This is a genomic window from Corallococcus terminator (genome assembly GCF_003611635.1).
Taxonomy (GTDB): domain Bacteria; phylum Myxococcota; class Myxococcia; order Myxococcales; family Myxococcaceae; genus Corallococcus; species Corallococcus terminator.
Map to the genome: position 1 here is coordinate 1 of NZ_RAVZ01000029.1, position 26,787 is coordinate 26,787.

Sequence of the window (26,787 nt, forward strand, 5' to 3'; positions counted from 1 at the left end):
GCCTCGGCGTGGGGGAGGGGGCGGCCGAGGACGGAGCCACCGGACCACTGCCGGGCGTGCCCGGCCTCCGGATGACTTCGACTGCGGGGACCACCCGCCGTGTCTTCCTGTCGTTCACGGTTGTACGTTACCTGATGCGCGGGGTCCGGGCATGCCCGGGCTCACGGCTGGGGGGATGCTGAGAGGTCGACCTTCCACCCGGACGGCTCTCGCACCATCCGGACCTCGCCCGACCTTCCCGCCGAGCGCACGACCAGGGTCGCCTCGTCGCCCTCCTGGCGGAGCAGCGAGACTTCCTGAACATCGGGGGGCACGGGGACATTCGCGAAGAACAGTGCCAGCGGCTCCGGCTTCACCATGCCTCCGGAGGCGTCACTGACCTTCTGGGCCTGGGCCTTGAGGTTGGTCTGGGTGGGTTGGGAAAGGACCGCGTAGGCCTTGGGCAGCTCGCCTCGCTGCACGTGCCGGTGGAAGGTCTGGTAGGCCCCCACGGGGGAGTCCGGCTGGAGCCGGTTGCAGCCGCCCAGGGCAAACAGGGCGAACAGCAGCCAGGTCGTCGTCGCGAGCGGGCGCATGGAGCCTCCGGTTTAGGTCAAAGCGCCGCCGTGGGGAAGCGCGAGCTGCTTCAAGCCGCGTGCTGATGGACGCGATTACGTCCCGTCCCCTTGGCGGAGTACAGGCTCACATCCGCCGCGCGCAGCAGCGCCTCCGTCTCCTGCAGGTCGTCCGCCGGCACCGTGGCGACCCCCAGGGAGGCCGTCAGCTTCACCATCCGGGTCACCCCGCCCGGCCCCTGCCAGGGCAGCTCCAGCTTCTCGATGGCCTCCCGCACCCGCTCGCACGCCCGGAGCGCGTCCTGGGGCGCGGCCTCTGGCAAGAGGGCGATGAACTCCTCGCCCCCGTAGCGGGCCAGCAGGTCCACCTCGCGCAGCGTGCTCCGGGCCGTCTGGGCCACCGCGCGCAGCACCTCGTCCCCGAAGGGGTGACCGTAGGAGTCGTTGATGTTCTTGAAGTGGTCGATGTCCAGCATCACCAGCGACAGGGGAGAGCGGTACCGGCGCGAGCGCATGAACTCCTCGCTCAGCCGCTCCTCGAAGTAGCGCCGGTTGAACAGCCCCGTGAGCGCGTCCGTGCGGCTCAGGGCCAGCAGCTCCTGCCGGCGCCGGTCCAGCTCCCGGTTGGCCCACTCCAGCTCCCGGTTCTTCTCCACCAGCGCGTCCTGAAGCGCCTTGAGCCGCAGCATCGACTTCACGCGCGCGCCCAGCTCCAGCATGTCGAAGGGCTTCACCAGGTAGTCGTCCGCGCCCAGCTCCAGCCCCTCCACCTTGCCCGCCGCCTGCCGCGCCGTCATCAGGATGACCGGGATGAAGCCGAAGCCGCCCTCGCCCGCGTTCGCCTTGACGATGCGGCACACCTCCACGCCGCCCAGCCCCGGCATCTCCACGTCCATGACGATGAGATCCGGCCGCCCCGCGCGGATGGCCGACAGCGCCTGCGCCCCGTCCAGCGCCTCCTTGAACACGTAGCCGTGCGGGGCCAGGCCCTCGCGCACGTGTTTCACCTGCGCCGGATCATCGTCCACGATGAGCACGGTGCGGCCGGAGAAGTCGTTCGCCGGCCCGCTCCTCCGGGCGACCTCCAGCATCCTCTTCCTCTCGGCTTCCGGCATGAGGTGCCCGCCCCCCTGGAGTGCGGTCGTGGCCGACTTCACACGTGGCCCCCGGTCCAGGGACCTGTCACGTCGATTCTCTCCCGGGCCCCGGGTTGCTGCCAAGGGCCGCGCGGTGCGGCCGGGCCGGGACGTTCTGCGGTCTACGGAGCGGGCTTTACCAACCGTGCGCGGTAGACGGGTTCTCCGGACGCCAGGTAGCGCCGCTCGCGGGTGGAGGGCACCTCTTCCGGGTCATACGGATGGAAGACGCCCGCGCCCAGCGGGTTGTGGAAGCCCGCCTCCTCCAGGATGCGCAGCATGGCCACGCCGCGGTCCTGCACGTCGGTGCGCATGTCGAAGCGGCCGCCGGGCTTGAGCAGGCCCAGCATCAGCTTCGCGAAGTCCGGCTGCACCACCGCCCGCTTCGCATGGGAGCGCTTCCACCAGGGGTCGGGGAACTGGAGGTGGATGACGTCCAGGGACGCGGGGGCGATGATGCGCGGCACCACGAAGCGCGCGTCGGATTCGATGACGCGCAGGTTCTTCAGGGCCAGCTTCTCCCCTCGCATCTGCGTGTCGCGCGCGTACTTCTTGCGCCACTCGAAGGCGATGAAGCGCACGCCGGGGTTGCGGCGGCAGTACTCCAGGGCGTGGCCGCCCGCGCCGGAGCCGATTTCCAGCTCCAGGGGGCCGGTGAACCCGAACTCCGCGTCCCAGTCCGGGGGCGTTTCCAGGGGGACGAACTTGAGGCCGACCGGTTCGGGGAGCAGGGCAGGGCGCATGGCGGGAGCGGGCGCCTCTAACCATGGAGCCGCGTGGGTTGGCCAGGGCAAAAGCGCGCGGGGTGCTATAGGAAAGGGCCATGAAGGTCTTCCAGTCGGTGTCCGAGGCGGGCCGCCAGCTCCAGGGGCAGGCCGTCGCGCTGGGCAACTTCGATGGCGTGCACGTGGGCCACCAGGCCCTCTTCGCGGAAGGACGGCGCCACGCCGCCGCCTCCGCGCTCACCTTCCAGCCCCACCCGGGCAAGGTGCTCCAGCCGGACCTCGCGCCCAAGCTGATCACGCTGCTGCCGCGCAAGCTGGAGCTGCTCTCCACCTGCGGCCTGGACAGCGTGGTGGTGCAGCCCTTCACCCGCGACTACGCGCGCAACACCCCGGCCGACTTCGAGGCCTCGCTCCTGGACACCCTGGGCGTGGGCCACGTGGTGGTGGGCAGCGACTTCACCTATGGCGCCCACCGCGCGGGCACCGTCACCACCCTGCGCGAGGCCGCGGCGAAGCGCGGGGCCCAGGTCCACATCGTGCAACCGGTGCACGTGGACGGCGTCGTCGCCTCGTCGTCGCGGATCCGTGAGTACATCCTGGAAGGCCGCGTGGGAGCGGCCCGGCGCCTGCTCGGTCGCCCGTTCGACCTGGACGGCACGGTGGTGGCCGGGGCAGGCCGGGGCCGCACCATCGGCTTTCCCACCGCCAACGTGGACACGCAGAACGAACTGCGGCCCGCACCCGGCGTGTACGCCATCCGCGCGCGCCTGCACTCGGAAGCGGCCGGGCCGTGGCGGCCGGGCGCGGCGAACATCGGGGTGAAGCCCACCTTCGGCGGCACGGAGGTCACCATCGAGGCGCACCTGCTGGACTTCACCGGCGACCTCTACGGCAAGGAGCTGCGGGTGCAGTTCCTGGAGCGGCTGCGGCCCGAACAGCGCTTCGGCTCCGCCGCGGAGCTGGTGGGTCAAATCAAACGCGACGTGGAGGCTGCCCGCACCGTGGTGGCCCGCGACGACGGGTGACGGAAAGGGCCTTTTTTCCGCCACGCCGGACGCCTTCCTGGGTGAAGGAAGGCGCGCCCGGGTTTGGGGCAGCGGACAGCAAGGAGGCACGCGGGGGCGCCTTGACAGGCCGCGCATCGGTTTCCTCTAATCCGTGAGGATCCGTGCCAGGGCGTCAGGTCCCTGTCGCACCCCTCATCCCCCTTAAAGGTCCCCGCGATGGCCGGGGGTCTGGCTGTCCCCTCCTCACGCTCAAAGAGGCATCCCAGAAATGTCCGGTCGACTCGGTGAATTGCTGGTGCGCGAGAACCTCATCTCCGTCCAGCAACTCCGCAAGGCGCAGGAGGAGCAGCAGAAGAGCGGTGCCCGCATTGGCACCGCGCTCATCAAGACGGGCGCCATCGAGGAGTCGAAGCTCACCGACTTCCTGTCGAAGCAGTACGGCGTGCCCGCCATCAACCTGAAGGACTTCGACATTGATCCGGACATCATCAAGCTCGTGCCCAAGGAAGTGGCCGAGAAGCATCTGGTGATCCCGGTCAACCGCGCGGGCCCGTCGCTCATCGTCGCCATGTGCGACCCGTCCAACATCTTCGCGGTGGACGACCTGAAGTTCCTCACCGGCTACAACATCGAGGCCGTCGTCGCCTCCGAGATCTCCATCCGCGAGGCCATCGAGCGCTACTACGCCGAAAAGGGCCCCTCGATGGAGGACATCGTCGGCGACGTGGGCGACGACATCGAGGTCGCCAAGGAGGAGCAGGAGAACCTGGATGAGATGGCCAAGGCCGCGGACGACGCGCCCGTGGTCAAGCTGGTGAACCTCATCCTCATGGACGCCATCAAGAAGCGCGCGTCCGACATCCACATCGAACCGTACGAGAAGGACTTCCGGGTCCGCTTCCGGATCGACGGCGTGATGTACGAGGTGATGCGCCCGCCCATGAAGCTGCGCAACGCCATCACCAGCCGTCTGAAGATCATGGCGTCGCTGGACATCTCCGAGCGCCGCCTGCCGCAGGACGGTCGCATCAAGATCAAGATTGGCGGCGGCAAGGAGATGGACTTCCGCGTGAGCGTGTGTCCCACGCTCTTCGGCGAGAAGGTCGTGATGCGCTTGCTCGACAAGAGCAACCTGCAGCTCGACATGACCAAGCTGGGCTTCGACGCGACGCCCCTGGCCTGGTTCAAGGAAGCCATCGACCGTCCCTACGGCATGGTGCTGGTGACGGGCCCCACGGGCTCCGGCAAGACGACGACGCTGTACTCCGCGCTCGCCAGCCTCAACGACGTGGGCACCAACATCTGCACCGCGGAAGACCCGGTCGAATTCAACTTCGCCGGCATCAACCAGGTGCAGATGCATGAGGACATCGGCCTGAACTTCGCCGCCGGCCTGCGCTCGTTCCTGCGCCAGGACCCGGACATCATCATGATCGGTGAGATCCGCGACTTCGAGACGGCGGAAATCGGCGTGAAGGCCGCGCTCACCGGCCACCTCGTGCTCTCCACGCTGCACACCAACGACGCCCCCGGCACCGTCAGCCGTCTGCTCAACATGGGCATCGAGCCGTTCCTCGTGACGGCGTCGCTCAACCTCATCCTCGCCCAGCGTCTGGCGCGCCGGCTGTGCCCGGCCTGCAAGCGCCCCGCGGAGAAGGTGGACGAGCAGGCCCTCATCGACGCGGGCATCCCCCCGGACAAGATGGGCACCTTCACGATGTACGAGAAGGTCGGCTGCCGCGAGTGCAACGACCGTGGCTACCGGGGCCGCGTGGCCATCTACGAGGTCATGCCCTTCTGGGACGGCCTCAAGGAGCTGGTCATCAACGGCGGCTCCGCGGCGGAGCTCAAGCAGGAGGCCATCCGGCTGGGCATGAGCAGCCTTCGCATGAGCGCGCTCAAGAAGCTCATGGATGGCATGACGACGCTCGAAGAGGTCGTGGGCAACACCGCGCCGGACCGCTTCTAGACACCTTCCTCAATCTTTTCCCCCGACAGGACACGCATCCGTGGCCAACCTGCACCAGCTCCTCAAGGCGATGGTCGAGAAGGGCTCTTCCGACCTCCACATCACCACCGGCTCGCCGCCGCAGCTCCGCGTGGACGGTGAACTCGTCCCGCTCAAGACGGCGCCGCTCACCCCCGTGGAGACGAAGCAGCTCTGCTACTCCATCCTCACGGACGCGCAGAAGCACAAGTTCGAGGAAGAGAACGAGCTGGACCTGTCGTTCGGCGTGAAGGGCCTGTCCCGCTTCCGCGCGAACATCTTCATGCAGCGTGGCGCCGTCGCCGGCGCCTTCCGCACGATTCCCTTCAAGATCCTGACGTTCCAGGAGCTGGGCCTGCCTCCGGTGGTGGCGGAGCTCGTGAAGAAGCCGCGCGGCCTCATCCTGGTGACGGGCCCCACGGGCTCCGGCAAGTCCACCACGCTGGCCTCGATGATCGACAAGATCAACACCGAGCGTCATGAGCACATCATGACCATCGAGGACCCCATCGAGTACCTGCACCCGCACAAGAACTGCCTGGTCAACCAGCGCGAAGTCGGTGCGGACACGAAGAACTTCAAGACGGCCCTCAAGTACATCCTGCGCCAGGACCCGGACGTGGTGCTGGTCGGTGAGCTCCGAGACCTGGAGACCATCGAAGCGGCGCTCACCATCGCGGAGACAGGCCACATCTGCTACGCGACGCTGCACACCAACAGCGCGGTGCAGACCATCAACCGCGTGCTGGACGTCTTTCCCCCGTACCAGCAGCCCCAGGTGCGCGCGCAGCTCTCCTTCGTGCTGGAGGGCGTGATGAGCCAGGCGCTGGTGTCCAAGGTCGGTGGCCCGGGCCGCGTGCTGGCCCTGGAGGTCATGATCCCGAACCCCGCCATCCGGAACCTCATCCGCGAGGACAAGGTCCACCAGATCTACTCGTCCATGCAGGTCGGTCAGGCGAAGTACGGCATGCAGACGTTCAACCAGGCGCTGGCCGCCCTTCTGGCGCGTCGGCTCATCTCCCAGGACGAGGCGTTCGGCCGTTCGTCCGACCCGGAAGAGCTGCGCAACATCCTCGCGACAGGCGCAGGGCAGGGTGGAGCCCAGCGGCCGGCCGGGGGAGCGGGTGCCCGTTAGTTTTCCGTCGTGAATTTCGCGGGTTAGACTCGCGCCCTCCCCGGAGGTCCAGGTTATGGCAGCACCAGCGGTCCAGCAGAAGGCGACAGCGTCCAAGAAGAACACGGCCCAGTTCCTCTGGGAGGCGAAGACCAAGAGCGGGGAGGCGAAGAAGGGCGAGATGGAGGCCATGGACGTGGAGGCCGTCAACGCGCGCCTCAAGTCCCTGGGTCTCAATCCGACGAAGGTCCGCAAGAAGAGCGGCTTCGACGTGGAGATCTCCATCCCCGGGATGGGCGGTGTCGTTGGCAAGGACATCCTCATCTTCACCCGCCAGTTCGCGACGATGATCGACGCCGGTCTGCCGCTGGTGCAGTGCCTGGACATCCTCGCCAGCCAGATGGACAACCCCGCCTTCAAGAAGGTGGTGTTCGCCATCAAGAACAAGGTGGAGCAGGGCAGCACCTTCGCGGACGCGCTCAAGGAACACCCGAAGGTCTTCGACGAGCTCTACGTCCAGTTGTGCGCCGCGGGCGAGGTCGGCGGTATCCTCGACACCATCCTCAACCGGCTCGCCGCCTACCGGGAGAAGGCCGAGAAGCTCAAGTCCAAGGTCAAGAGCGCGATGACCTACCCGACGGTGGTCATCATGGTGGCCATCGGCGTGACAGCGCTCCTGCTCCTCAAGGTGACGCCCGTCTTCGAAAAGATGTTCGCGGACTTCGGTTCGGCGCTGCCGGCCCCCACGCAGGTCGTCGTGGACATGTCGAAGTTCGCCCAGGCGTACTTCCTCCACACCGTCATCGGCATCGCCGCCCTCGTCTTCTCCTTTACCTGGAGCTACCGCCAGCCCCGGGGCCGCAAGTTCTGGGACAAGACGTTCCTCAAGCTGCCCCTGTTCGGCGACGTGCTCCGCAAGGTGGCGGTGGCGCGCTTCACGCGCACGCTGGGCACGATGATCTCCTCCGGCGTGCCCATCCTGGACGCCCTGGACGTGACGGCGAAGACGGCCGGTAACCGCACGGTGGAAGAGGCCATCTACTACGTGCGCGGCAAGATTTCCGAAGGCAAGAACATCGCGGGTCCGCTGCTGGAGACCAAGGTGTTCCCCTCCATGGTGGTGCAGATGATTGGCGTCGGTGAAGCGACGGGCGCCATGGACACCATGCTCAACAAGATCGCCGACTTCTACGACGACGAGGTGGACACGGCCGTCAGCAACCTGACGTCGCTCATCGAACCCATCCTGATGGTGTTCCTCGGCGGCGTGGTCGGTGGCTTCCTCATCGCCATGTACCTGCCCATCTTCTCGCTTGCCGGCGCGATCAAGTAACGCGGTCATGAGAAGCACGGCGCGAAGCGTGGCCCCGGGGCTGCGCTCGCGCCTGGTGTGGCTGGTGTTGTTCCGCACCGTGGCGGCGAGCCTGTCGCTCGTCGTGACGGTGGTGCGGTTGATGACCCAGCCCGCGCAGGAGCCCAGCCGCGCGGACTCGCTGTCGTTCGCGGTCATCGCGGGCGCCTACCTCCTCACCGTGGTGACGGGCCTGCGGCTGCGCCGGGGCACCGCCGGACGCCTGGACGCCACGGTGCAGGTGGTGGGCGACGTGCTCATCGCCACCGGGCTCGTGTACCTGAGCGGCGGCGCGGACTCCCCCCTCACGTTCCTCTACAGCCTGGCCGTCATCGGCGCGGCGGTGGTGCTGGACTGGCGCGGCGCGCTGGTGGCCGCGGCCGTGTCCACGTTCGCCTTCACCGCGCTCCTGCTCATCATCCGGCTCACCACGCCGGTGAGCAGCGTCGCGGTGTCGCCCTCGCGGGTGCTCTTCGTGCTGGGCAGCAACGCGCTGGCGCTCGTGCTCATCGCCGTCCTGTCCGGCTACCTGTCGCGCCAACTGTCCGCCACGGGTGGCGCGCTGTCGGAGAGCGAGGCGGACCTGCGGCGGCTGGGGCGGCTGCAGCAGCTCATCCTGTCCTCCATGCCGTCGGGGCTCGTCACCTGCGACGTCCAGCGGCGCGTCACCTTCCTCAACACCGCGGGCAGCGGCATCCTCCAGGTGGACGACTTCTCCTGCCTGGGCCAGCCCCTGGAGAACCTCCTGCCGGGAGTGGCCTCGCTGGCGCCGCGCTCCACGCGCGGGGAGCTGCCGGTGCAGACGCCCGGCGGCAAGCGGGTGCTGGGCCTGTCGGTGTCGCCGCTGGAGGGCGAGGCGGGCGCGCTGCTCATCGTCTTCCAGGACCTCACCGAACTGCGGCGCATGGAGGAGGACCTGAAGCGCACGGACCGGCTGGCCAGCCTGGGCACCCTGTCCGCGCAGCTCGCGCACGAATTGCGCAACCCGCTGGCCGCCATGCGCGGCTCCGCGCAGCTCCTGGCGCAGGAGCAGTCGAAGGACGTGGTGGTGCAGCGGCTCACCGGCATCCTCACGCGCGAATCGGACCGGCTGGCGCGGCTGGTGGAGGACTTCCTGCGCTTTGCCCGCCCGCCCCAGCCGCAGCGCCGTCCGGTGGCGCTGGACACGCTCGTGTCGGAGACGGTGGACATGCTGCGCGCGGACCCCCTCACGCGTGAGGTGGCGCTGGAGGTGCGGGTGACCCAGCCCCTGACGGTGCCGGTGGATCCGGATCAGCTCCGCCAGGTGCTCATCAACCTGGTGCGCAACGGCTGTCAGGCGGCGGGGGCGCGGGGAACGGTGCGCGTGGCGCTGGCGCACGCGAACGAGGAGGCGCAGATTCGGGTGTGGGACTCGGCCGGCAGCATCACGGAGGAGATGATGGGACACCTGTTCGAGCCGTTCTTCACCACCCGCAGCGGTGGCACCGGGCTGGGCCTGTCCACCGCGCACTCCCTCATCCGCGCGCACGGCGGCACCATCCGCGTGAAGTCGCACCCCGACGAAGGCACCGAATTCCTGGTGGGGCTGCCGCTGTGAGCGCGCTCCATGAAGGCGGCCCGCGCGGCCACGTGCTGGTGGTGGACGACGAGCTGTCCATGCGCGAGTACCTCGAAATCCTGCTCGTGCGGGACGGCTACGCGGTGACGAGCGTGCCCGCGGTGGCGCCCGCCTGCGAGGTGCTGGCCCGGGACTCCGTGGACCTGGTCATCTCCGACATGAAGCTGGGCCCCGGGGGCAGCGGGCTGGACGTGCTGCGGGCGGCGCGCTCGCGCAAGGAGCCGCCGGAGGTGGTGCTCATCACCGCCTTCGGCACCCCGTCCTCCGCGGTGGAGGCCATGCGGGAAGGCGCCTACGACTACATCTGCAAGCCCTTCGACAACGAGGAGCTGCGGCTTCTGGTGCACAAGGCGCTGGAGAAGCGCGCGCTGCGCCAGGAGAACAGCACGCTGAAGGAGCGGCTGTTGCCGGGCCTGGGCGGGCTGATGGTGGGCTCCAGCCCTCGCATGCGCGCGCTGTGGCACCTGGTGGAGAAGGTGGCCCCGGGGCGCAGCACGGTGCTGGTGACAGGGGAGAGCGGCACCGGCAAGGAGCTGGTGGCGCGCGCCATCCACCTGCGAGGCCAGCGCGCCGCCCAGCCCTTCCTGCCCTTCAACTGCGGCGCCCTCAACGAGGGCGTCCTGGAGAGCGAACTCTTCGGCCACATGAAGGGCTCCTTCACGGGCGCCACGCACGAGCGCCCGGGCCTGCTGGTGTCCGCGGGCGAGGGCACGGTGATGCTGGACGAAGTGGGGGAGATGCCCATGTCCACCCAGGTGAAGCTGTTGCGCGTGTTGCAGGAGCGCAAGGTGAAGCCCGTGGGCAGCGCGGCGGAGATTCCCTTCCACGCGCGCGTCATCGCCGCGACCAACCGCCGGCTGGAGGCGGAGGTGAAGGCAGGGAGATTCCGGGAGGACCTCTTCTACCGGCTCAACGTCATCACCCTGGAGCTGCCCGCCCTGCGCGAGCGTCCGGATGACATCCCGCCGCTGGCGACCCACTTCCTGGCGCGCCTTTCGGAGGAGCTGGGCCGCCCGGCGCTGAGGTTCGCCCCGGAGACGCTGGCCCTGATGGAGCGCTACGCTTTCCCGGGCAACGTGCGCCAGTTGCAGAACATGGTGGAGCGCGCGGCCACGCTGTCGGACTCGGACCTGCTGGGGCCCACGACGCTGCCGCCCACGGTGCGCGGCGAGGCGGAGCCCCAGTCCCGCTCCGGCGAGGCCGGTGAGCCCTCCATGGGGGCGGGCTTCAACCTGGAGCGCTACCTGGACGACAGCGAGCGGCGCCACCTGCTGGCCGCGCTCAAGCAGGCGCAAGGGGTGAAGACGCGCGCCGCGGAGCTTCTGGGGCTGTCCTTTCGCTCCTTCCGCTACCGGCTGGCCAAGCACGGCCTCACCGACGAACTGGACGAACCGACGCCCCGGGCCTGAAGCCCCGCCCGAGGCTCAGGAGACGGCGGGCCCGGGCGCTCTCTAGCGGAAGTCGCGCCGCTCGAAGATGACCGTGGCCAGGGCGATGAGCACGCCCGCCCACGCGACGCTGTAGGCCGCGCCGGACAGGAAGGTGCTGGCGTCCACGGGCAGCGCGTAGGTGGCCTGCGGCCGGAAGTTCACCCGCTCCAGGTTGGGCAGCGCGTAATAGATGGCCTTGCCCAGCACCTGGATGAACGAACTCTCCGACCGGCTGGCGATGGCGTAGAGGTCGCCCGTCAGGTGCCCGGTGAAGTACAGGCCCGTGGTGGCGATGGCCGACACCGCCGGGCCCGCGAAGCTGGAGAAGAGGATGCCCACGCTGCTGATGACGAGCAGTTCGAACCACAGGCCCGCGCTCGCGAGCAGTTGCGTGGACGTGATGTTCGCGCGGAACAGCAGCAGTTGACTGAGGAAGACGAGCGTCATCGCCACCAGCAACGCGCCCAGCGTCAGCATGGTGCCCGCCAGCCGCGCCAGCAGGAACTGGGTGCGGGAGACGGGCTTGCTCACCACCAGGAAGATGGTGCGCCGCTCGATTTCACGGCTGAGCAGGCTGCTGGACAGGAACACCGCCAGGAAGACGAGGATGATGCTCATCATCCCCAGGCCGAAGTCCGTCAGCACGCGGTCGAACGTGGTGACCGTGACCTCCGTCACCAGGGTGGAGGACAGCAGCACCACCGCGGCGAACACGCCCACCACCACCGTCACCCGGTTGCGGCGCGCTTCGCGAAAGCCATTCCACATCATCGCGCTGAAGGCGCTCATGTATTGATCTCCCCGCCCACGGTCGATGCGCGCCCGGACTCCTTGAGCGCGTTCATGAACAGTTGCTCCAGTGAGAACCGCGCTGGCTGTACCTGGTTCACCCGGCCCCCGGCGCCCAGCACCCCGCTGAGCAGCCGCTGCGTGTCCACGTCCGACACCTGGAGCAGCACGCGCCCGTCGAGCGCCTGGAGCGACTCCAGCGGAACGCCCAGCCCCTTCACCGCGTCCGGGGCCATTCCCTCCACCACGACCTCCACCGTGGGCACCTGCGCGGACACCAGCTCCCGCACGCTGCCTTCGCGCACGAGCCGGCCGCCCACCAGCACCGCCAGCCGGTCGCACAGCGACTCGACGTCCGGGATGATGTGGCTGCAGAAGAGGACCGTGGTGCCCTTCTCCCGCTCCGCGAGGATGAGGTCGCGCATCTGGCGGCGGCCCAGCGGATCCAGGCCGCTCGTGGGCTCGTCCAGGATGAGCAGCTTCGGCCGGCTCACCAGCGCCTGGGCCAGCGCCACGCGCTGCACCATGCCCTTGGAGTAGCGGCGGATCTGCAGCTTCTCCGCGCCCGCCATCTCCACCGCGCCCAGGACCTCCGTGACGCGCCCGTCCAGTTCGTGGCCGCTCAGGCCCGCGAGCTGTCCGGCCAGCGTCACGAACTCCCGGCCGGTGAGGTACTCGTACGGGGCGGGGTTCTCCGGAAGGAAGCCCACCAGCCGCCGCGTGGAGGCCTGATCCACCGGCTGGCCGAAGATGCGCGCGACCCCACTGCTGGGGCGCACCAAGTTCATCAGGATCTTGATGGTGGTGGACTTGCCGGCGCCGTTGGGTCCGAGCAGGCCGTAGATCTGTCCGGCGCCCACCTGGAGGTCCAGCGACTGCAGGGCGCGCACGGTGCGGTTGAACCAGAAGCCGACCTTGTACGTCTTGGCGAGCCCCTGGGCCAGGATGGGAGGAGCGTCAGGGTTGGGAGTCGTCATGGCTCGGTCGTCGTTCGGGGCTGGGGGACGATGCGGTCTCCGGTTTCGGTCTTCTCATCCTCGATGAGCTCCAACCGGAACCGGGAGGCGTTGGAGTAGGCCCGGCCGTCCTGCCCCAGGAAGAACTCTCCACCCATCGGATCCGGGGGAAGCTGGCGCAGGTCGCCCGCGCTCACCAGCGCGGGCAGGGTGTCGGGCAGGCGGCCTTCGCGGGCCCGGTAACGGGCGATGGCCGCGTCGATGCCCTTCAGCACGCGCTCCTGTTGGATCTCCTGGATGCGCTGCTCGTAGAAGGTGCGTGATTCCTCATCCTCCGCGCTGTCACGCAGGGCGACGGTCAAGGACATGCTCGCGTCGAAGTCCCCGGACTGCGCGTACAGCCGCGTCGCGAGCGCGGAGAAGTATTCCGGGGCGCCCTCCCACCGGGACATCTCCAGGATCAGGTCCGCAGCCTCCTTGTACTTCCGCTCGAAGAACATCAGGTTGTACGCGAGCTGGAAGGTGAGGGGCTGGTCGTGGGGGACATTCGCCACGCCCTTGCGCAAGAGCGCCGTGGACTCCGCGGTGTTGAGGTACCGGCCCTCTCCCGCGTAGACGGGGATCGTGAGGCCCCCGTAGAGGTACGCCTGCCGGAACTTCGGATCCAGGGTCGTGACCAGCTCCGCGTAGTCGGAGATGTGGCGGTACTCCTCCGGCCTCACCGCCGTCCCGATGCGGTTGAGCATGAGGATCCAGAAGTAGTCCGTCACCAGCCCCTTCTGGGCGGTGAAGAGCACCTTGAGCAGGTCGGGACGGGGGAGCAGGGGCCCGCCGCCCTGCCTGCGCGGGGGCACAGGCGGCGCTGACAGGAGGGCTACCAGCAGCAGTCCCGGAACGAATCGCAACAGGGGCAGCTTTCGCATGGCTTCTCGAAACGACAACGGGGCACCCGAAATGCCCGGGCGCCCCGTCGATTGTGCCATGTCACGCCCGCGTCGGTGAAGCAAATGAAGCAGGCGAGACCGGCTCAAACAGCATGCAGCGAATCAACCGCCGCAGCTCACGTCGTTGAACGCGTTGGTGGGCTCGCCCGCGACCAGGTTCAGGCCGTTCGGCGTGTCCTCGTCGATGCCGCAGGGGGCCGGGATGGCGGCCTGACCGGCGACCGTGGCGGACGTGATGCCCCACGTGTCACCTTCGGGATCGTTGTCCACGTTGCCGATCGCCGTCGCGCTGAACCAGCAGTTCGGGCACGTGGGGATGTCCGGGTTCACGCCAACGGCCGTGACGGCGTCCGCCGCGTCCGGGGCCGTGGGGAACTTCAGCGCGTCCTGGCCGATGCAGCCGGCGGTGGCGCCCGCGCGGCGGGCCGTCTGGGTCGCTTCCACGGCCGCGGCGCAGCCGGTGGCCATGCCGTAGCTGTAGCGGTTGCCGGCCTCGGGATCGAAGCCGATGACCGTGAAGTTCACCTGGTACTTGTCCTTCTCACCGAAGTACGCCTTCTGGGCCGTGAAGATGGCCTTCAGGTTCGTCTTCGCCTCCGACTGCTTGGACTTCGCCTGGAAGCGGATGAAGTTCGGGATGGCGATGGCGGCCAGGATGCCGATGATGGCGACCACGATCATCAGCTCGATGAGGGTGAAGCCACCCTTCTTCCGGAAGAGACGGTTCATCATTTTTGGGAACTCCGCGGCAGGCAGAGGGGGGTTGAACGACGGGAGAAGTCTTAGCACGAAGAGTGCCACCGCGAACAATTCGGCCAACCGCTTGGATTCCCTCAAAGGGCAGCCCACCTCAGGTGCGGCACGCCTGCTGGCCTGCCAATTTTTGTCACTGACGCTGACGGTTTTCGTCGTCCGCCACGAAGTCGCCAGTGACTGGAGCGGCTTGTAGGATGCCCGGCTCCGTGACGTTCACCTACGCGCCGGGCTGGGCCGAGCCCCTCTTCATCCTCTTCCTGTTCTTCCTGGGCCTGTGCTTCGGCTCCTTCCTCAACGTCGTCATCGCGCGCGTGCCGGAAGGGCTGAGCATCGTGCGGCCGGGTTCGCGCTGCCCCAAGTGCGGGCACGTGCTGTCCTGGTACGAGAACATCCCGGTGCTGTCGTGGCTGGGCCTGCGGGGCAAGTGCCGCGGCTGCGGCATGCCCATCTCACCGCGCTACGTCCTGGTGGAGTTGCTCACGGGGCTGTTGTTCCTCGCGTGCCTCAAGCGCTTCGACTGGACGTATCCGCTCGTGCCCGCGCTGGTGCTCGTCTGTCTGCTGGTGCCGCTCACCTTCATTGATCTGGAGCATTGGATCCTCCCGTTCTCGCTCACGGTGCCGGGCATCGTGGCGGGCGTCCTGCTGGCGATTCCCGTGGGCCAGGACGCGGTGGTCCGCGCGGTGGTGGGCGCGTCGGTGGGCTTCCTCACCTTCCGCTTCATGGAATACGTGGGCTGGAAGGCCTTCAAGAAGGAGGCGCTGGGCGGTGGGGACAAGTTCCTCGTCGCGCTGCTGGGTGCGTTCCTGGGCTGGCAGTCGCTGCTCGGCATCCTCTTCTTCTCGTCGTTCCAGGGCGCCGTCGTCGGCGTGGTGCTGCTCGCCGTCACGGGTCGGGCGGGCCCCGGTGGCGCGGAGGAGGAGAAGGCGGATCCGTCCAAGGCGCCTCCTTCAGAGGATGCGGAGGAGCCCGAGTCCACGATGACGTGGGAGTTCACGAAGCCCGGCATGCCCTGGTGGAAGCGCGTGGCGCTGGTGATTCCGTGCCTGCTCTTCCAGCCCATCCCGGACGCGCCCCTGGACGAGACGGGGGAAGAAGAGGAATGGGTGCCCGGTCCCACCAACATCCCGTTCGGCCCGTGGCTGGCGCTGGCGGGGCTGGAGGTGATGTTGCTGGGGCCCTGGATTGCCCGCGTGCTGCCGCTGGAGGTGGCGCTGATGCTCGGGGGGACGCAGTGAGGGGCATTCCGCCGGTGCGCGGATGAAGTGGCGCATCGCGAGCGTGGCCTTCCTGCTGGGCTCGCTGTCCACGGGCCTGTCCTGGCTCACGCTGCAACCGGTGTTGATCCGCCTGCTGGACGTGGCGCGGCGGCTGGCGGAGCCCGGGACGCCGGAGGCGGAGGGGCTTACGCGCATCCGCACCTTCCTGCCCCTGGCGCTGGGGCTGGACCTGGTGGTGCTGACGGTGCTGGCCTACGTGGTGTTGGATCTCACGGTGGGCCGTCCGCTGCGCGCCACCGAAGCCGCCGTGGAGCAACTGGGCCGCCTGCAACTGGACGTGCCACTTGCGGGGCAGGGCGGACCGCTCCTGTCGCGCATCCAGCGGGCGCTGCAGCGCATGGCGGAGGCGCTGCGCCAGGAGCAGGCCCTCACGCGCTCCCAACTGGAGGCGCTGCGCGAGGCGAACTCGCGGCTCGCGCGGGCGCAGACGGAGCTGGTCGCGTCGGAGCGGCTGGCCACCGTGGGAAAGCTGGCCGCGGGCGTGGCGCACGAGGTGGGCAATCCGCTGGCGGGCATCCTGGGCTACCTCTCCCTGGCGCGGATGAAGGCGGAAGGGCCGGAGGTGAAGGACTTCCTGGAGCGCATCGACCACGAGGTGCTGCGCATCGACCGCATCGTGCGGGGCCTGCTGGACCTGGGGCGCCCCGGCAGCGCGCAGCCCGTGCCGGTGGACGTGGGGCAGGTGGTGGAGACGTGCGTGCGCCTGGTGCGTGCCGGACCGGAGCTGGATCGCGTGGACGTGACGCTGGAGCTGACGCCCGGCCTGCTGGCGCGCGCGGATCCAGGGCCCCTGTCGCAGATCCTCATCAACCTGATGCTCAACGCCGCGCAGGCCATGGGCGGGCAGGGACAGGTGCGCATCTCCACCCGGCGCGAGGACGCGCTCCTGTTCGTGGAGGTGGAGGACAGTGGCCCGGGCCTGTCGCCGGAGGTGCGCGCGCACCTCTTCGAACCGTTCTTCACCACCAAGGGCCGGCAGGGCACGGGCCTGGGGCTCGCGGTATCGCTGAATCTGGCGCAGGGCATGGGCGGACGGCTGGAGGCCCGCGACGGCGAGGGGGGCGGCGCCCGCTTCCGGCTGTCGCTTCCCGCCGTCTGATACGCGCCGGGGCGGGCGGGGCGTATGATGCGCCCAAGCCCATGTCCCTCTTCCGCACCGTTCTCGTCGCCGACGACGAGCCGTCCATCCGCCACATCCTCACCCTGGTGCTCACCGACAAGGGCTACGAGGTGCGCGCCGTCGCCGACGGCGAAGAGGCCCTGCGCGAGCTGTCCGCGCGCCCCTACGACGTCCTGTTGTGCGACGTGCGCATGCCGAAGCGCGACGGGCTGTCGGTGCTGCGCTCGGCGCTCGCCGACCAGCCGGGCCTCACCGTGGTGGTGATGAGCGCCTACGGCTCCCAGGAGCAGGCGCTGGAGGCGGTGCAGGCGGGGGCGTACGACTACGTCCAGAAGCCCTTCAAGCCGGAGGAGATCGTCTTCGTCCTGCGCAAGGCCGAGGAGCGCGAACGGCTGCTGCGGGAGAACCGGCGCCTGCACGAGGCCCACCTGCCCGGCGCGTCCCTGGGCCACATCCTGGGGGAGAGCGCCGCGCTCCAGGCGGTGCTCAAGCAGGTGGCGCGCGTGGCCCCGGTGGACACCACCGTGCTCATCTCCGGGGAGAGCGGCACCGGCAAGGAGCTCATCGCCCGCGAACTGCACGGCAAGAGCCGCCGCTCCGCCATGGCCTTCGTGGCCGTCAACTGCGGCGCCATCCCCCACGGCCTCCTGGAGAGCGAGCTGTTCGGCCACGCGAAGGGCGCCTTCACCGACGCGCGCACCGCCCGCCGGGGCCTGTTCGCGGAGGCCGACGGAGGCACGCTCTTCCTCGACGAGGTGGGCGAACTTCCCCTGGGCGCGCAGGTGAAGCTCTTGCGCGTGTTGCAGGAGGGGGAGATCCGCCCGGTGGGCGAAAGCCGCGTGGAGCGCGTGGACGTGCGCGTGGTGGCCGCCACGCTGCGCGACCTGGGCCGGCTGGTGGAGAAGGGCGAATTCCGCGAGGACCTCTACTACCGGCTCAACGTCGTGAACCTCGCCCTGCCGCCCCTGCGCGAGCGCCGCGAGGACATCCCGCTGCTCGCCCGCTCCTTCCTGGGTCGCTTCAACCGCGAGCTCAACCGGGACCCGCCGGTGCAGGGCTTCACCCCGGAGGCGGAGGCCCTGCTGACGGCTTACGCCTGGCCGGGCAACGTGCGCGAACTGGAGAACGCCATGGAGCGCGCGGTGCTGCTGGAAGAGGGCATCCTGATCGCGCCCGGCAGCCTGCCGGAGAAGTTGTGGGCGGCTTCCGCACCCGCGTCCGCCGGGACGGCGCCGCCGCTACAGGCCGCAGGCGACCTGTCGCTCAAGCGAGCCATCCGGGAGATGGAGGAGTCCTACATCCGGGCAGCGCTTCGTCGTACGAAGGGCAATCGCACCCGGGCGGCGGAGGTCCTGGACATCAGCCACCGCGCCCTTCTGTACAAGATCAAGGAGTACGGCATTGATCCCGACGCGGAGGCGCTCCGGGGCTGAAGGAGGGACCCAAGGGCAGGGGAGAGGGTCGCCTGGCGACCCGACCTGGCAGGAATCATCCGCGGCCATTTGACGGAACGCGGCTGGGGCCGGAAAATCGGGCCTCCGCGGCGGTACGTCAGGGGGCGAGCGGCTGTCGTCGGTCTTTGCGGCGCTCCCCCGTCCGATGGGCGGCCGGGCGCCAAGCACTTTTTAGGAGGGGTATCAAGCCGGTGCTACGCTGGCCACCTCTCCGATGGAGTTACGCATGGCGAAGGGCAAACTGGCACTTGGGCTGGATATCGGGTCGACGTCGATCAAGATGATCATGCTCAAGGAGCAGCGCAAGCGCGGTGAAGTGGGCTACGCCCTGCAAAGCTTCGGAATGAAACCGCTGCCTCCTGAAGCCATCGTCGACGGTGCCCTGATGAACTCCACGGCCATCGTGCAGGCCGTGCAGGAGCTGATGGCGGAGCTGAAGGTGAAGGGCAAGGACGTCGCCATCGGCGTGTCCGGCCACTCGGTCATCATCAAGAAGATCCAGATGCCCCGCATGAGCCAGGAAGAGCTCGAGGAGAGCATCCAGTGGGAGGCGGAGCAGTACATCCCCTTCGACGTGAAGGACGTGAACATCGACACGCAGATCCTCGACGGCGGCGGCAACGACGCCACCGGTCAGATGGACGTGCTGCTGGTGGCCGCCAAGAAGGACATGATCAACGACTACACCACCGTGGTCTCCGAAGCGGGGCTGTCGCCGGTGGTGGTGGACGTGGACGCGTTCGCCGTCCAGAACATGTTCTCCACGAACTACGAGCTGCCGGAGAAGGAGACCGTCGTCCTCATCAACGCCGGCGCCTCCGTGGTGAACATCAACATCATCGCCAACGGCGTGACGGTGTTCACCCGCGACGTGACCATCGGTGGCAACCAGTTCACCGAAGAGATCCAGAAGCAGCTCAACGTCTCCTACGAGGAGGCCGAAGCGCTGAAGATCGGCGGCAACCGCGCGGACGCGGACGCCGTGGTGCCCCAGGACGTGGAGCGGGTGCTCTCCAGCGTGGCGGAGCAGGTGGCCGGCGAAATCCAGCGCTCGCTGGACTTCTACGCGGGCACCGCCGCCGACTCGAACTTCACCAAGGTCTACCTGTCCGGCGGCACCGCGAAGATTCCCGCCCTGTTCAAGACCATCGAGGCGCGGACCGGCGTGCCGGTGGAGATCCTCAACCCGTTCCGGAAGATTGAAGTGGACAACCGCAAGTTCGACCCCGCGTTCATCATGGACGTGGCACCCATGGCCGCGGTGGCAGTGGGACTGGCGCTCCGGCGCCCGGGCGACAAGCTGGGCTGAACCGCTCTGGCCGCGAGGAGATGACGCACATGATGATTCGAATCAATCTGCTGCCCGTCCGGGCGGTGAAGAAGCGCGAGATGGGCCAGCAGGTGCTGGTCGTCTACGCCGCGGTCCTGATCGCCGCGGTGGTGGGCAACTACTTCTGGTACGCGGATCGCGATGGCGACCTGACGCGTGCCAAGCAGGGCATCGCCCAGACGAAGGCGAAGATCGCGGAGCTGGAGAAGGTCATCGGCGAGGTGACCAACATCAACACCCGCAAGACCGAGGTGGAGAAGAAGCTGGCCGTGCTGGACACGCTGCGCAAGGGGCGCAACGGGCCGGTGCGCATGCTGGACGCGCTGTCGTCCGCCCTCCCCAAGAAGGTCTGGCTCAAGAACTTCGTGGAGGCGTCCAACAACGTCACCATCAACGGTTCGGCCGTCAGCCACGACGAGGTCGCCGAACTGATGCGCGGCCTGGGCGGCATGGTGTGGACGCCCAAGGGCATGGGGCGCCTGGTGGAGCAGCGCCGCGACGCGAAGACGACCCGCGTGGAGCTCTTCAACACGGAGACCGCCTCCGTGGAGGAGTTCCCCGTGGGCGACATCCGGCCCTTCTTCAAGAACATCGAACTGACCAACGCGGTGCAGACCAAGGCCAATGCGGCCGGGTCGCCCACGCTGGTCGACTTCAAGCTCACCCTCACCGCCAACTACGCCATCTAGCAGGCGGCGAAGGACCCCCACGTCATGGACAAATACCTGGATCAGCTCGCGAAGGCCCCGCCGGCGGTGAAGTTCGGCGGACTCGCGGCACTCGTCGTCATCCTGACCGTCGCCAACTTCTTCCTCGCCATCCAGCCCACGGAAGAGGCCATCACCGCCCGGGCGGCGGAGCGGCGCAAGTTGGACCTGGAGCTCGCGGAGAAGAGCGAGATCGCCCAGAACCTCAACGAGCGCCGTCGCGAGATGGACGTGCTGGAGCAGAAGCTGGCGGAGGCCCTCACGGAGCTGCCGGAGCGGCGCGACATGGAAGAGCTGCTCGCGCAGATCAACGACATCGGCAAGAAGTCCGGCCTGGAGATCGCCCGCGTGGAGCCTGACAAGGAGTACGTCAGCGGCGGCGAGTTCTTCGCGCGCATCCCCATCAAGATGACGGTGAGCGGCAACTACCACGAGATCGCCATGTTCCTGCAGGAGATGGCGAACATGCGCCGCATCGTGAACGTCAACAACATCAAGCTCGATGGCGCGGCCCTGAAGAACGAGAAGGTGGTCCTCCAGAGCAGCTTCCTGGCGACGACGTTCCGGTTCGTCGAAACGAAGCCCGCCGTCGCCGCCGACCCGAAGAAGCCCGTCGAGAAGAAGAAAAACTAGAAACTTGATCCGCCCGGCAACTGGGGCGACAAGGGATGACGCGGATGAAGACGTTCAAGTCCACGATGACTGCTGCGGTGCTGGTGCTGACCTTGTCTGCCTGTGGGGAGACGCCTCCGGCCAGCAAGCCTCCCGCCAAACCCAAGGCCGCGGCCCCCGCCGTGGCGCCGGTGATGGCGAAGGCCGAGGTGTTGACGGTGCCAGGATTCGTCTACACCTACAGTCCCGTGGGCAAGCGGGATCCGTTCCGGAGTCCGCTGGAGGAGCTGGGACCGGTGGCGCGCGATGCACCGGAGCGCGCCTGCAACGAGCCCCTGTGCGTGTTCGACCTCGACCAGCTCAAGCTGGTGGCGGTCGTGACGGGGGACGCCAGTCCGCTGGCGATGGTGGAGGATCCGCTGGGCCGGGGCCATATCGTCCGGCGTAACACCCGGGTGGGGCGCCAGGGCGGTAAGGTGACCCAGATCCTCCGGGACTCGGTCACCGTCACCGAGGTCTTCACGGGTGCCAAGGGCGAGCTCATCAGCAATCCGGTGAGCCTGCACCTCAAGGCAGATGGCGTAAAAGACCCCGCCTACAACCTGATGACGGGCAAGAACTGGGAGTAGCGCCCCACGGCGCGCCCGCGGGCAGTCGCCCGCACCAACTTGTTGAGGGGACGCATGCTCGAGCAGAGCGCTGTGACGAGGGGCAAGTGGTTCATGGCGACCGCATGGGCGGTCGTCCTGGCAAGCGCCAATGTGTATGGCGCGGATCTGAATACGCTGCGCGACCTGCAGGTGTCGCGGACAGGGGCGGGTGCCCAGGTCGTGGTGACCGGGACCCGGCCGCCTACCTTCACCGTCTTCCGGCTCAGTGGGCCGGAGCGGCTGGTGGTGGACCTGTCGTCCGCGGATGCCACGGGCATCAAGGGACATCATGACGGCACCGGTCCGGTGTCCGGCGTGGTGGCCGCCCAGTTCTCCGACGCACGCGCCAGTGTGGGCCGTGTGCTGGTGGCGCTCGACCAGGCCTCCCAGTACGACGTGCGCGCCGAGGGCAACCGCGTCGTCATCTCCGTGGACGGTTCGTCGGTGGCCCCCGCCACCGTGACCGCCCAGGCGCCCGTGGCTGCGAAGCAGGCCGAACCGGTGGCTGTCGCCGCCGCGCCGAAGCCCGCTCCCGTGAAGGCCGCGCCAGCGCCCGTCGTGGAGGCGATGGTGGCCGTGGTGCCGGAGGAGGGCGCTGCCGCCAAGGCCGCTCCGTCCCAGACGCCGGGTCGCGAGAACGTGGTCGCCACGGAGGCGGATGAGCGCGAGGTGGCCCACCCGGCCCAGCGCATCACCCGGCTGTCCCTGGACGGCGACGCGCTGCGCGTGGGCGCTGATGGCGACATCGCGCGCTACGAGGTCCTGGAGCTGGTGGATCCCCCCCGCCTCGCCGTGGATGTCTACGGCGTGGGCCTGAGCGCGAAGGCGCCCAAGGTGAAGGGCAACCTGCTCAAGGACGTGCGCGTGGGCGCCCATGAGGACAAGGTCCGCCTGGTCCTGGTGGCCAAGGGCGACATGCCCGCCTACCGCGTGGACCGCTCCGAGCGCGGCCTGGAGGTGGTGCTGGGCTCCGCGGTGGCGCGCAAGCCGAAGCCTTCCACGCCCCGCGACGCGGTGGCGGAGACCGAACCCCTGCGCCCGCAGCCCCTGCCCGTGGAGGCGCCGAAGTCCACGCCGGCCGTCGTGGCCCAGGCGGCCCCGCAGCCCCAGGCGGTGGAGGTCAAGGACCTGTCCTTCGACGAGAGCGCCTCCGGTGGCCGCGTGCAACTGAAGCTGTCCGGCGCGACGACGTGGAAGGTGGACCGCCCGGATCCGCGCAGCGCGGTGCTGACGCTGGACAACGCGCGGCTGCCCAAGAAGCTGGAGCGCAGCCTGGACACCAGCGCGCTGGACACGCCGGTGAAGATGATCAGCGCCTTCAGCGTCCCCGGTGAGGGCCGCAAGGTGCGCGTGGTGGTCGCCGCCGACGGCGCCATCGAGGAGAACGTCACCCAGGGCGCCAACACCCTGAGCTGGCGGCTGGATGTGCAGGGCGTGAAGACGGAGGAGGTGGCCGTCACCCAGCGCACCGCCGGCTTCACGGCCGAGGCGCCGGCGTACGCGGCGGAGGGCGCCCCCCAGCAGGCGCGCTACCGTGGCAAGCGCGTGTCCTTCGAGTTCAAGGACATCGAGATCCAGAACCTGCTGCGCGTCATCGCGGAGATCTCCAAGCGCAACATCGTGGTGGCCGACGACGTGTCGGGCCGCGTGACCATCCGCCTGCGCAATGTGCCCTGGGACCAGGCGCTGGACCTCATCCTGCGCACCAAGCAGTTGGGCCAGGAGCAGGTGGGCAACATCATCCGCATCGCGCCCCTGAAGACGCTGGAAGAGGAGGCGCGGCTGCGCCAGGAGCGCAAGAAGTCCCTGCAGCAGCAGGAGGACCTGCTGGTCAGCCTGGTGCCGGTGAACTACGCGGTGGCCGGTGACATGTCGTCGCGGGTCAAGGATGTGCTCAGCGACCGTGGCTCGGTGTCGGTGGACGTTCGCACCAACGTGCTCATCATCAAGGACATCCGCTCCAACACGGAGAAGGCGCGCGCCCTGGTGCGCAGCCTGGACACGCAGACGCCGCAGGTCCTCATCGAGAGCCGCATCGTGGAGGCGAGCACCACCTTCAGCCGCAACCTGGGCGTGCAGTGGGGCGGTCAGGCGCGTCTGTCGCCGGCGACCGGCAACCCCACCGGCCTCATCTTCCCCAGCACGGTGGGCGTGACGGGCGGCGCTCCGGGCACGGCCCCGGGTGTCCCGACGGCGCCCAACTTCGCGGTGAACCTGCCGGCGGCCGTGGGCCAGGGCATCGGTGGTGCCATGGGCTTCGCCTTCGGTTCCGCGGGCGGCGCGCTCCAGCTCAACCTGCGCCTGTCGGCGGCGGAGTCCGAGGGCGCTGTGAAGACCATCTCGTCGCCCAAGGTCACGACGCTGGACAACAACACGGCCCGCATCAGCCAGGGTCTGTCCATCCCGTTCAGCCAGACGTCGGCGAGCGGTGTGAACACGACCTTCGTCGAAGCGCGTCTGTCCCTGGAAGTCACGCCGCACATCACCCAGGACGGCAGCATCCTGATGTCCATCCAGGCGCAGAACAACCAGCCGGACCCGTCCAACACGGGCGCCAACGGTCAGCCGTCCATCCAGCGCAAGGAGGCCAACACGCAGGTCCTGGTGAAGGACGGGGATACCACCGTCATCGGTGGCATCTACGTGCGCCGGGGCAGCACCTCCAAGGACTCGGTGCCCTTCCTGTCGAGGATCCCCGTGCTGGGCTTCTTCTTCAGGAGCACCTCGGAAACCGACGAGCGCCAGGAATTGCTCATCTTCATCACGCCCCGCATCCTCAACCGGCAGACCATCGCGCAGAGCCTCTAGGGGCCTGCCGCCTGATTGGGAGACTCATTCCAATGAAGCCATTGTTCGTCGCGGCGTCCCTGGCGCTGGGCCTGTGCGGGTGCTCCGAAAGCCCGCCGGTCGTTCAAATCCTTTCGGCCCAGGTCCCGACCGCGGAATGCGGGCTGGACGCCGAAGCGGCCGGAAGCGCGGCCGGGTCGCTCAACCTCGCCTACGGCCGGAGCTATCTGTTGGGGCTCTTCGTCAACTCCAGCTACGTCAACACCCCGCTGGAGGTGAACGGCGTTCCCCTGGATCCCGAACCGGGGACGGGGGGACAGGCCACCGTCCTCGTGGAGAAGGTGGAGCTGTCGTATGAGACGACGCCGAACGTCCGGATCCCCGACCAGACCATCAACTACACGGGCAGCCTGAATCCGGGCTCCGAGCAGAACAAGTTGCTCATCAACCTGCTGACCCGGGAGTCCGCGGAGGCCCTGCTGGACAACGTGCCCCCGGGATCGGATCCGGTGCAGGTGATCGTGACGGTGAAGCTCACGGGCAAGTTCGCCTCCGGGAGCGGTTCGTTCGAGTCCAACGAGTACGTCTACACGTTCGACGCCTTCAACGCGACCCGCCCCATCCCCGTCTGCGGGCCGGATGAGGTCCCGGATGCCGTGGCGCCGTGCAACTCCACCGGTGGGCAGGACGGCAACTACCCCTCCTGTACCCTCTGACCCGCGGGCGCCCGCCGCCCGCCTGGGATGACCATGTCCTTTCGCACGCACCTTGAATCGGTGGTGAACCAGGTGGACGGAGCCCTCGCGTGCAGCGTGATGGGCTTCGACGGCATCTCCGTGGACACGTTCCAGAAGGACGAGGCCGCGGAGCTGGACGTCACGGGCACCTGGGTGGAGTACGCCAACCTGCTGACGCAGCTGAAGAACGCCGCCGAGTCCCTCAAGACGGGCACGGTGACGGAAGTGAGCGTCAACAGCGAGAAGGTCCTCACCGTGATGCGCCTGCTGACACCGGACTACTTCCTGGTGCTGGCGCTGCGCGCGGACGGCAACTTCGGCAAGGGTCGCTACGTCCTGCGTGTGACGGCGCCGAATGTGAAGGCGGAGCTGTAGCGGGCAGTCGTCCGGGCAGGGGTTGTCCTGCCTGCCCGGCGACGCACCGTGCCGCTGCTTTCCCCTTTGCAGGACCCAGGGCATGGGCTAGACACCCCGGACTTTTCATCGTTTTTGCCTGTCCGAAGGAGTCGGTCCCCATGGCCGGTTTTGTCGATACGTCCGAGTTCCGCAATGGTTTGAAGATCGAGATCGACGGCGAGCCGTTCGTGATCGAGTACTTCCAGCACGTGAAGCCGGGCAAGGGTTCCGCGTTCGTGCGGACCAAGATCCGCAGCCTGATCTCTGGTCGCATGCTGGAGCCCACCATGAAGTCCGGCGACAAGGTGGGCCTGCCCGACATCGAGCAGAAGGACATGGAGTATCTCTACTCGTCGGGCGACGAGTACTACTTCATGGAGAAGAAGACCTTCGAGCAGACCTTCATCACGGAGAAGGTGCTCGGGGAGTCGAAGAACTTCCTGAAGGAGAACACCCAGGTCGAGGTGCTCTACTTCAACGGCAAGGCCATCTCCGTGGGGCTGCCGAACTCGGTGGACCTCAAGGTCACCAAGTGCGATCCGGGCGTGCGCGGCGACACGGTGTCCGGCGCGATGAAGCCCGCCACGATGGAGACGGGCTTCGTCGTCAACGTGCCCCTGTTCATCAACGAGGGCGACGTGCTGAAGATCGACACGCGCGAAGGTGGCAAGTACCTCACCCGCGTGTCCACGGCGGGCTAGTCACCGTCCGTCTTCACCTGGCGACTCCCGGAGGGGTCTGGAATGGCAACGAAGCGCAAGGCAACCCGGCCGGCCACGCCCGCGAGCGCGGCATCCGGGCGTGACGCGAGCACCACGTCCCTGGACGTGGAGGCCCTGCGGCAGATCGTGGAGATCCTGGAGGCCTCGGACGTCACCCGGCTGGTGTGGACGCGAGGCCCGGAGAAGCTCTACATCCGCCGCGGTCACGCGCCGGAGACGACCATCGTGCACCACACCAACGCCCCGGGTTCCGGGGTGACGGTGTCGCCGCCGGTGGAATACGCCGCGCCCGCGCCTCGTGCGGCCGCTCCCACCGCGTCCGCGTCGCTTGCTCCGGTGGCCCCGGAGAAGCCGGCGGAGAAGCCGGGTCACCAGGTGACCAGCCCCTTCGTGGGGACGTTCTACCGGACCCCCGCGCCGGACCAGCCCGCGTTCGTCGACGTGGGTTCGGTGGTGCGCAAGGGGCAGGTGCTCTGCATTGTCGAAGCGATGAAGTTGATGAACGAAATCGAATCCGAGGTCTCCGGCAGGATCGCCGAGGTCCTCGTGGAGAACGGTCGCCCGGTGGAGTTCGGCCAGGCGCTGTTCCGCATCGAGCCGGCCTGAGTCCGTTGTTCAAGGCGCGTCCGGCCCGCACTGGGGC

The 26,787-nt window shown here is 68.4% G+C and carries 25 protein-coding genes; 18 read left to right on the plus strand and 7 right to left on the minus strand.

What is annotated here, in order from left to right; all coding sequences use genetic code 11:
* Positions 1-161: 161 nt before the first annotated feature.
* The 3 genes from D7V88_RS06770 to trmB all read right to left on the minus strand — a co-directional run bounded on the left by D7V88_RS06770 (position 162) and on the right by trmB (position 2,433).
* Positions 162-575, minus strand: coding sequence for a hypothetical protein (locus D7V88_RS06770; RefSeq protein WP_120539782.1), 414 nt, complete (start codon positions 573-575; stop codon positions 162-164).
* Positions 576-625: 50 nt separating this feature from the next.
* The gene (locus tag D7V88_RS06775; protein ID WP_120539814.1) at positions 626-1,669 is read right to left on the minus strand and encodes a diguanylate cyclase; all 1,044 of its coding nucleotides are present in this window, start codon (positions 1,667-1,669) and stop codon (positions 626-628) included.
* Positions 1,670-1,812: 143 nt separating this feature from the next.
* Positions 1,813-2,433, minus strand: coding sequence for a tRNA (guanine(46)-N(7))-methyltransferase TrmB (gene trmB / locus D7V88_RS06780; protein WP_120539783.1), 621 nt, complete (start codon positions 2,431-2,433; stop codon positions 1,813-1,815).
* Between the two features lie 80 nt (positions 2,434-2,513).
* On the opposite strand from trmB, the gene D7V88_RS06785 reads away from it, so the two are divergent.
* From D7V88_RS06785 to D7V88_RS06810, 6 genes are all read left to right on the plus strand, one after another.
* Positions 2,514-3,440, plus strand: coding sequence for a bifunctional riboflavin kinase/FAD synthetase (locus tag D7V88_RS06785; protein ID WP_120539784.1), 927 nt, complete (start codon positions 2,514-2,516; stop codon positions 3,438-3,440).
* 250 nt (positions 3,441-3,690) lie between these two features.
* Positions 3,691-5,391 (plus strand): type IV-A pilus assembly ATPase PilB, encoded by a 1,701-nt coding sequence (pilB, locus tag D7V88_RS06790; protein WP_120536688.1) that lies wholly within the window; start codon positions 3,691-3,693, stop codon positions 5,389-5,391.
* Between the two features lie 40 nt (positions 5,392-5,431).
* Positions 5,432-6,544 (plus strand): type IV pilus twitching motility protein PilT, encoded by a 1,113-nt coding sequence (locus D7V88_RS06795; RefSeq protein WP_120539785.1) that lies wholly within the window; start codon positions 5,432-5,434, stop codon positions 6,542-6,544.
* Between the two features lie 55 nt (positions 6,545-6,599).
* Positions 6,600-7,856: a type IV pilus assembly protein PilC gene (gene pilC / locus D7V88_RS06800; RefSeq protein ID WP_120539786.1), complete on the plus strand. Its 1,257-nt coding sequence runs from the start codon at positions 6,600-6,602 to the stop codon at positions 7,854-7,856.
* Positions 7,857-7,863: 7 nt separating this feature from the next.
* The gene (locus D7V88_RS06805) at positions 7,864-9,453 is read left to right on the plus strand and encodes a two-component system sensor histidine kinase NtrB (protein ID WP_208726157.1); all 1,590 of its coding nucleotides are present in this window, start codon (positions 7,864-7,866) and stop codon (positions 9,451-9,453) included.
* On the plus strand, positions 9,450-10,883 hold the full coding sequence (locus tag D7V88_RS06810; RefSeq protein ID WP_120539787.1) for a sigma-54-dependent transcriptional regulator: 1,434 nt from the start codon (positions 9,450-9,452) through the stop codon (positions 10,881-10,883). The genes D7V88_RS06805 and D7V88_RS06810 overlap by 4 nt, the downstream gene beginning before the upstream one ends.
* Before the next feature lie 42 nt (positions 10,884-10,925).
* On the opposite strand, the gene D7V88_RS06815 is transcribed toward D7V88_RS06810, so the two are convergent.
* The 4 genes from D7V88_RS06815 to D7V88_RS06830 form a co-directional block, all read right to left on the minus strand.
* Positions 10,926-11,693, minus strand: a complete 768-nt coding sequence (locus D7V88_RS06815) for an ABC transporter permease (protein ID WP_120539788.1) — start codon at positions 11,691-11,693, stop codon at positions 10,926-10,928.
* A complete protein-coding gene (locus tag D7V88_RS06820) occupies positions 11,690-12,670 on the minus strand; it encodes an ABC transporter ATP-binding protein (protein WP_120539789.1) in 981 nt (326 codons plus the stop codon). The genes D7V88_RS06815 and D7V88_RS06820 overlap by 4 nt, the downstream gene beginning before the upstream one ends.
* On the minus strand, positions 12,667-13,572 hold the full coding sequence (locus D7V88_RS06825; protein WP_120539790.1) for a pilus assembly protein PilG: 906 nt from the start codon (positions 13,570-13,572) through the stop codon (positions 12,667-12,669). The genes D7V88_RS06820 and D7V88_RS06825 overlap by 4 nt, the downstream gene beginning before the upstream one ends.
* A gap of 123 nt (positions 13,573-13,695) precedes the next feature.
* Positions 13,696-14,325 carry a type IV pilin protein gene (locus D7V88_RS06830; protein WP_120539791.1) on the minus strand — a complete coding sequence of 210 codons (630 nt, stop codon included), beginning with the start codon at positions 14,323-14,325 and terminating at the stop codon, positions 13,696-13,698.
* Between the two features lie 218 nt (positions 14,326-14,543).
* On the opposite strand from D7V88_RS06830, the gene D7V88_RS06835 reads away from it, so the two are divergent.
* The 12 genes from D7V88_RS06835 to accB all read left to right on the plus strand — a co-directional run bounded on the left by D7V88_RS06835 (position 14,544) and on the right by accB (position 26,750).
* Entirely contained in the window at positions 14,544-15,587 is a 1,044-nt protein-coding gene (locus D7V88_RS06835; protein ID WP_120539792.1) for a prepilin peptidase, read from the plus strand.
* 22 nt (positions 15,588-15,609) lie between these two features.
* A complete protein-coding gene (locus tag D7V88_RS06840) occupies positions 15,610-16,728 on the plus strand; it encodes a sensor histidine kinase (RefSeq protein ID WP_120539793.1) in 1,119 nt (372 codons plus the stop codon).
* A 41-nt stretch (positions 16,729-16,769) separates the two neighbouring features.
* On the plus strand, positions 16,770-18,182 hold the full coding sequence (locus D7V88_RS06845; protein ID WP_120539794.1) for a sigma-54-dependent transcriptional regulator: 1,413 nt from the start codon (positions 16,770-16,772) through the stop codon (positions 18,180-18,182).
* A 247-nt stretch (positions 18,183-18,429) separates the two neighbouring features.
* Positions 18,430-19,512, plus strand: a complete 1,083-nt coding sequence (gene pilM, locus D7V88_RS06850; RefSeq protein ID WP_120539795.1) for a type IV pilus assembly protein PilM — start codon at positions 18,430-18,432, stop codon at positions 19,510-19,512.
* Between the two features lie 29 nt (positions 19,513-19,541).
* The gene (locus D7V88_RS06855; RefSeq protein ID WP_120539796.1) at positions 19,542-20,222 is read left to right on the plus strand and encodes a PilN domain-containing protein; all 681 of its coding nucleotides are present in this window, start codon (positions 19,542-19,544) and stop codon (positions 20,220-20,222) included.
* A gap of 24 nt (positions 20,223-20,246) precedes the next feature.
* Positions 20,247-20,873, plus strand: a complete 627-nt coding sequence (locus D7V88_RS06860) for a type IV pilus inner membrane component PilO (RefSeq protein ID WP_120539797.1) — start codon at positions 20,247-20,249, stop codon at positions 20,871-20,873.
* Between the two features lie 44 nt (positions 20,874-20,917).
* Positions 20,918-21,481, plus strand: coding sequence for a pilus assembly protein PilP (locus D7V88_RS06865; protein WP_167509819.1), 564 nt, complete (start codon positions 20,918-20,920; stop codon positions 21,479-21,481).
* Positions 21,482-21,535: 54 nt separating this feature from the next.
* Positions 21,536-24,310, plus strand: coding sequence for a type IV pilus secretin PilQ (locus D7V88_RS06870; RefSeq protein WP_120539799.1), 2,775 nt, complete (start codon positions 21,536-21,538; stop codon positions 24,308-24,310).
* Positions 24,311-24,342: 32 nt separating this feature from the next.
* On the plus strand, positions 24,343-25,005 hold the full coding sequence (locus D7V88_RS06875) for a hypothetical protein (RefSeq protein ID WP_147448640.1): 663 nt from the start codon (positions 24,343-24,345) through the stop codon (positions 25,003-25,005).
* Between the two features lie 33 nt (positions 25,006-25,038).
* Positions 25,039-25,401 carry a roadblock/LC7 domain-containing protein gene (locus D7V88_RS06880; RefSeq protein ID WP_120533513.1) on the plus strand — a complete coding sequence of 121 codons (363 nt, stop codon included), beginning with the start codon at positions 25,039-25,041 and terminating at the stop codon, positions 25,399-25,401.
* Between the two features lie 140 nt (positions 25,402-25,541).
* Positions 25,542-26,123, plus strand: coding sequence for an elongation factor P (efp, locus tag D7V88_RS06885; RefSeq protein WP_120539801.1), 582 nt, complete (start codon positions 25,542-25,544; stop codon positions 26,121-26,123).
* A 42-nt stretch (positions 26,124-26,165) separates the two neighbouring features.
* The gene (gene accB / locus D7V88_RS06890) at positions 26,166-26,750 is read left to right on the plus strand and encodes an acetyl-CoA carboxylase biotin carboxyl carrier protein (RefSeq protein WP_120539802.1); all 585 of its coding nucleotides are present in this window, start codon (positions 26,166-26,168) and stop codon (positions 26,748-26,750) included.
* Positions 26,751-26,787: the final 37 nt, after the last annotated feature.